The sequence below is a fragment of the Streptomyces sp. NPDC059002 genome, assembly GCF_042740435.1.
Taxonomy (GTDB): Bacteria; Actinomycetota; Actinomycetes; order Streptomycetales; family Streptomycetaceae; genus Streptomyces.
In genome coordinates this window covers 105,751-111,763 of record NZ_JBHYJI010000031.1, presented here as the reverse complement: position 1 = coordinate 111,763, position 6,013 = coordinate 105,751, and the positions used below count along the sequence as shown (strand labels likewise).

Genomic DNA, 6,013 nt, shown 5'->3' with positions numbered 1-6,013 from the left:
GCCCCGAGAGGGGGCCGGGCACCGGCCTTTCAGGGGCGCGGGGAACTGCGCGCCCAGCCACATCAAACCCGCAGCTTCAAACCGGCCCCCAGCGAACCGCTCACGCCGGGCGCAACCGCAGCGTCACGATCTGGAAAGGCCGCAGGCCGAGGGCGAGCCCGGACTCACCGGTCTCGGCAGGTCCGAGGGGCCGCTCAAGGAGATCCGTGACCTCCGCCCGCGCCACAGGGAACGACGTCCGCAACGTCGCGGCGGCGCGACCCCCCTGCGACTCGTAGAGCCGCACCACGACATCCCCGCTGCGATCGTCCGCGAGCTTCACCGACTCGACGGTGACCGCGGGATGGTCGACGGCCACGAGCGACGGCAGCACCGGCGCGGCCGCCACCCGCAGCGGCAGATTGAGCGCGAGCCCCGCCGCGACCGCGTCACCGGTCGTGGCGCCGGGCAGCAGCGCGTACGTGAAGCGGTGCGTGCCCTGGTCCGTCTCCGGGTCGGGGCTGTGCGGCGCCCGAAGAAGCGTCAGCCGCACCGTCGTGCCCAGCACGCCCTCGTGCTCCGTGCGCGTCACATCATGGCCGTACGTCGCGTCGTTGAGCACCGCGACCCCGTACCCCTCCTCGGCGACCCGCAGCCAGCGGTGCGCGCAGATCTCGTAACGGGCAGCGTCCCAGCCGGTGTTGGCGTGCGTGGGGCGGTGCACATGGCCGAACTGGATCTCGGCGGCGGACCGTTCGGCGTGCACGTCGAGCGGGAAGGCGGCCTTGAGCACCTTCTCCGACTCCCGCCAGTCGACGTCGGTGACGATGTCCACCCGCCTGCTCCCGGCCGCGAGGCGGATCTCCTGCGTGATCCGTGAGGCCCCGAAGGCCCGCACCACCCGCACCGCGACGCGCAGCGGCCCGTCCTCGACCAGCTCGACGGACTCGGCGTCCGTGAGGTCGGTGTGCCGGTGCCGGTAGTGCCGGTCGAGGTCCCAGGCGTCGTAGTGCGTGGGGTGGTCGGGGTGCAGCTGGAGGAGGTTGGCGGGGGCCGCGAGGACCTCCCGGCCTTCCGCCAAGTCGCGTACGGAGGTGAGGAGTCCGGCCGCGTCGACGGTGACCCGCAGCTGCTCGTTGGTCAGTACGATCGCCGTGCCGTCCGTCCCCGCGGAGACGCCCCTGCCGGGCTCCCGGGTGAAGCCCGCCGCGATCTCCAGGCTCTGCGTGCCGAGCGCGGGCACCTCGACGTGCACGAGCGTGCCGTCGTCGGCCGCGACGATCTCGCTGCGCGGATACGGCGAGGCGTTCAGCGCGGCGGGGCCGCCCGCGCCGAGGGAGCGCGCCGCCGCGAGGGTGAGTCCGTCGAGTTCGGCGAGGACGCGCTCATAGGTGTCGCGCGCCTCGCGGTGCACCCAGGCGATCGACGAGCCCGGCAGGATGTCGTGGAACTGGTGCAGCAGGACCGTCTTCCACAGCCGGTCCAGGGTGTCGTACGGGTAGACGTACGCCGGATCGCGCAGCGCCGCGGCCGTGCACCACAACTCGGCCTCGCGCAAGGCGTGTTCACTGCGACGATTGCCACGCTTGGTGGCGGCCTGGGTGGTGTACGTCGCGCGGTGCAGCTCCAGATACAGCTCGCCGGACCAGACGGGGGCCCGCGCGCCGTACTCCTCCTCGGCCGCCGCGAAGAACGCCGACGGCTTCTCGATCTCGACGCGCGGCGAGCCCTCAAGGGAGCGGAGCCTGCGGGCCCGCTCCATCATCTCGCGGGTCGGGCCGCCCCCGCCGTCGCCCCAGCCGAACGGCACCAGGGAGCGCGTCGCCCGACCCTTGTCGGCGAAGTTCCGCTCGGCGTGGGCGAGTTCGGCGCCGTGGAACTGCGAGTTGTAGGTGTCCACGGGCGGGAAGTGGGTGAAGACCCGGGTGCCGTCGATGCCCTCCCACCAGAAGGTGTGGTGCGGCATCTTGTTGGACTGGTTCCAGCTCAGCTTCTGCGTGAGGAACCAGCGGATGCCCGCGAGCTTCGCCAGCTGCGGGAAGGCGGCGGTGTATCCGAAGGAGTCGGGCAGCCAGATCTCCTCCGTCTCGATGCCGAACTCCTCGCGGAAGAACCGCCTGCCGTGCGTGATCTGCCGGGCGAGCGCCTCGCCGCCCGGCATGTTGGCGTCCGACTCGACCCACATCGAGCCGACCGGCGCCCAATTCCCGTCCGCCACCGCCTTCTTGATGCGCTCCCAGATGTGCGGCTGGTGCTCCTTCACCCAGGCGTACTGCTGCGCCTGCGAACAGGCGAAGACTAGCTCCGGGTAGTCCTCGGCGAGGGCCGTCACATTGGCAAACGTCCGTGAGGCCTTGCGCACGGTCTCGCGCAGCGGCCACAGCCAGGCCGAGTCGATGTGCGCGTGCCCGGCCGCCGATACACGGTGCGCGCTCGCGTGGGCGGGCCTGGCGAGTGCGCCGGTGAGCTCGGCGCGCGCCGCGGCGGCCGTGCCGGACACGTCGTGCAGATCGAGCGCGTCGAGCATGTCCTCGAGAGCCCGCAGGATTTCGTGCCGCCGCGGACGGTCGGCATCCAGTTCGGACATCAACTCGGACAGGACCTCGATGTCCAGGATCAACTGCCATACGTCCTCGTCGAGTACGGCGAGATCGGCAGACGCGAATCGGTAGATCGGGGTATTGCCTGCGGTCAGTACGTCGCCGAGGGGGGTCGGCACGAAGTCGTGCAGAACGGCGGGATTGGCCGCCGCCTCCAGGAGTAGGTGCACCGTTTCGCCGCCCCGCGCGGGGGAGGCCACCGGAATATGCCGGTTGCGCGGGTGAATCCCCTTCAGGGGAACGCCCGCCGCGTCGTACACCAGACCCTCCGCCTGGAAGCCCGGCCCCTCGCCCGTGAAGCCGGGATCGACGACCACCTCGACCCGGCGCCCCCGCCACTCGTCGGGCACCTGCCCTTGAAGCCGGAACCAACTGGTGGACCAGGGACTTCCCCACGGGGTGCCGGTCTCGAAGGGTTCGTACACCGCGTCGAGGGCGGTCGCGACGGGCACCGGTTCGCCCGGGGCGTGCCAGACCGAGAGGGTCAGCGGCTCCCGCCGCGCGTACTGGGCGGGTCGGATGAACTGGCGCAGCGCCCGCTCCAGGCGGCCTTCCACCAGCAGTCTGTCGTCGTGCACTCGGGCTCCTCGGAACGCTCGGCGGCGGGGTCCACCGCTTCACTTCCCCCCAACCCTCCGGCGCACCCCCGTCAATGGTTGACGATTCGACAGGAGTGCCGCCATGGGCCCTGGGCATTCATCCCGTGAACGTGTTCGAGCAGGGAGGCAAGGTCATCGGCTGGTGGGCGGGGGTCATGACGAGGCAGGCACGTGGGGGCGGCTCCGGGGGAATCGGGGCCACTTCATCCAACGTACGGGAAGAGTCGAGCGACGAGGTGTCCGCGGTACCCGACCGGGTGCAGCTCAGGCGCAGGCTGGGCAGGTCCGACCTGCGCGCGGTGTCCGAGGTCAGGCGTGCCCTGCGGGAATTCCTGAGGCACTGGGGGAAGCCGGGAAGATCCGACATAGCGGAGCTCCTCACCAGCGAGCTGGTCACCAACGCGCTGGTGCACACCGATCACGACGCCATCGTCACCGCGACCGTGGGCCCGCACGGACTCCGTGTGGAGGTGCGGGACTTCGTGGGGCGGCGCCCCAAGCCGCGCGTACCGAACGCCGACGACGGTACGCACGGCAGGGGCCTCGTCCTGGTGCAGTCCCTCGCCGACGCGTGGGGCGTGCGGGCGCACGGGGTGGGCAAGGTGGTGTGGTTCGAGCTGAACGGCGGCGGCATGGCGTGAAGCCTGCCGCCGCCGTCGACGGGGTCAACCGAACTGCTGCTCAAGGTCCTTGAGCTTCTGCTCCAGCGAGTCGAGCCGGGGCAGCGTCTGCGTGTCGTCCTCCGCCGTCAGGTCGACGGTGACGGGGGCGGCGGAGTTCATGTCGTCACGGCCGTTCTTGACGGCCTGGAGGGAGGGACGGGCGCGTACCGGCAGCTGCTCCTGCGGCGCTATGGCAGGGTCCGCGCCGACCTGCGCGGACCCTGCGGCCGGTGCGACGGCCTGTACCTCGACCTGGCGGCCTCCCCCAACCTCTCGGCTTCGCTCGAGGAGGGGGGACCCCCTCCGCGAGTATCCGCGGTGGCCCCGGCTGATCGCCTTGAGCTGCGCGCGCTCCAGCTTCTCCTGGTCCCGCCTGCGCAGCCGCGTGCGCTCCTTCTCGCGGCGGTCCTCCCGCACTTCCTCGACGGCCTCGTCCAGGGTGCGTACGCCCTCCAGGAGCATCAGCGACCAGGCGCCGAAGGTCTCACGGGGCGCGCGCAGCCACCGCACGATGCGGATCTGCGGCAGCGGCCGCGGCACCAGGCCCTGCTCGCGCAGCGCGGCACGGCGGGTCTGCTTCAGCGCGCGGTCGAAGAGCACCGCCGCCGAGAGCGACATCCCGGCGAAGAAGTGCGGAGCGCCCGCGTGGCCCAACCCCCTTGGCGCGTGCACCCAGTTGAACCAGGCGGCCGCGCTCGCGAACGTCCACACGAGGAGGCGCGAGCCGAGCGCCGCGTCCCCGTGGCTCGCCTCGCGCACGGCGAGGACGGAGCAGAACATCGCCGCGCCGTCGAGGCCGAACGGGACCAGGTACTCCCAGCCGCCCGAGAGGCTGAGGTTCTGCTGGCCGAAGCCGACCAGGCCGTGGAAGGAGAGTGCCGCGGCGACCGCGGCGCAGCAGAACAGGAGCACATAGGAGGCGGTGCCGTAGACGGCTTCCTTGCGCCTGCGGCGCTCCTCGCTGCGTTCCCATGTCTCGTCGCTGCCGGACTTCGTCTTCTCGTGGTCGCGCTTGCCGCGCGCGAGCACCGCCACCGCCACCAGCATGCCCAGGAGCAGGACGCCGCCGGGGAGCAGCCAGTCCAGCGATATGTCGGTCAGTCTCATCTGGGGTCCCTTGCATCGCGGTAGGGCGTTTCGGGCGCCATATTGACCCAATCCCGATGGCCCTCAGGGGGGTTTCGGGGCAAGAGAACGCCAAGGGGGTGCAAGGGAGCACGCAGAGCGCACTTTTACTCGAACTCGCTGCGGGGGAGCGATGGTTGAGTTCGATTAAGCGCGCACGAAGGGGTGGTTCAGGCGGAGGCGGTTGCGCTGAGCCGCGCGATGCGCTCGGCGTCGCAGGTGCGCGGGCAGGTGACGCAGGTGTCCTCGGGGCGCAGCGTGTAGAACATGCAGCAGCTCGCCCGGTCCCTGGTCGGCAGCGCCTCGCCGTTCGGCCCGGTCAGCTCGCGGAATCCGGCCGTGCCCACATACGGCTTCGTGGCGCCGGGCAGCAGTTGCTCCAGCTCCGTCATGGCGCGCCGCTCCTCGCCGAGGAGGTGCGCGATGTACCAGAGGCCCTCGACGATCTCGTCCGTGGCGACGCTCCACAGCGCGCGCGAGCGGCGCCGCATCCGGGGGCCGAAGCCGTCGAGGAGCGGGCCGAGGTGCTCGGCGACCGCCGCCCGCACCTCCGCGCGCAGCGCCTCCTCGTCCGGTACGACACGGGCGCCGGGCAGCACCGCCGCCGGGTCGTCCGGCAGACAGGCGAAGCTCCCCGGGCGCACGGCCATCCGGCCCAGGGTGCGCTGGAAGGAGACGTCGGCCACGGGGAAGCGGGGGACGCGGCGGTGCAGGAACCACGGGATCGTGATCAGCAGGGTGGCCGGCCAGGCGTACCGGTGCAGGCCGAAGCTGGCGACCACGTCGGTGCGTGCCCGGGTGCCGTAGTCCTTGAGGACCTGTGCGTCGTCCCAGGCGAGGAACGCGTCGAGGTCGGCCCCGCCCTCCGCGAGCAGGGCGGCGGTGACCCAGCCGCCGCCCTGGGGGGCCGGTTCCTCGTGGCCGAGTTCGGTGATGGACAGTCCGGGAAACACCTCGGTGAGGCGGGCGTAGGAGTCCGCTACGGGGCTGGAGGCGCCGCCGCGGGCGGGCGCGGCCAAGGTGGGGACGGACATGCGGGGACCACCGA

At 71.8% G+C, this 6,013-nt stretch carries 4 protein-coding genes; 1 reads left to right on the top strand and 3 read right to left on the bottom strand.

The window, feature by feature from the left end:
* Nucleotides 1-100: 100 nt before the first annotated feature.
* Nucleotides 101-3,157 carry an alpha-mannosidase gene (locus ACFWZ2_RS26055; RefSeq protein ID WP_384549570.1) on the bottom strand — a complete coding sequence of 1,019 codons (3,057 nt, stop codon included), beginning with the start codon at nucleotides 3,155-3,157 and terminating at the stop codon, nucleotides 101-103.
* A gap of 176 nt (nucleotides 3,158-3,333) precedes the next feature.
* Between ACFWZ2_RS26055 and ACFWZ2_RS26050 the strand changes: the two genes are divergently transcribed.
* A complete protein-coding gene (locus tag ACFWZ2_RS26050) occupies nucleotides 3,334-3,819 on the top strand; it encodes an ATP-binding protein (RefSeq protein WP_384549575.1) in 486 nt (161 codons plus the stop codon).
* Between the two features lie 24 nt (nucleotides 3,820-3,843).
* Here the strand turns inward: ACFWZ2_RS26050 and ACFWZ2_RS26045 are convergent, their stop codons facing one another.
* Together ACFWZ2_RS26045 and ACFWZ2_RS26040 are read right to left on the bottom strand one after the other, a co-directional pair.
* Nucleotides 3,844-4,947: a DUF2637 domain-containing protein gene (locus ACFWZ2_RS26045; protein WP_384549568.1), complete on the bottom strand. Its 1,104-nt coding sequence runs from the start codon at nucleotides 4,945-4,947 to the stop codon at nucleotides 3,844-3,846.
* Between the two features lie 188 nt (nucleotides 4,948-5,135).
* Nucleotides 5,136-5,999 (bottom strand): (2Fe-2S)-binding protein, encoded by an 864-nt coding sequence (locus ACFWZ2_RS26040; protein ID WP_384549566.1) that lies wholly within the window; start codon nucleotides 5,997-5,999, stop codon nucleotides 5,136-5,138.
* Nucleotides 6,000-6,013: the final 14 nt, after the last annotated feature.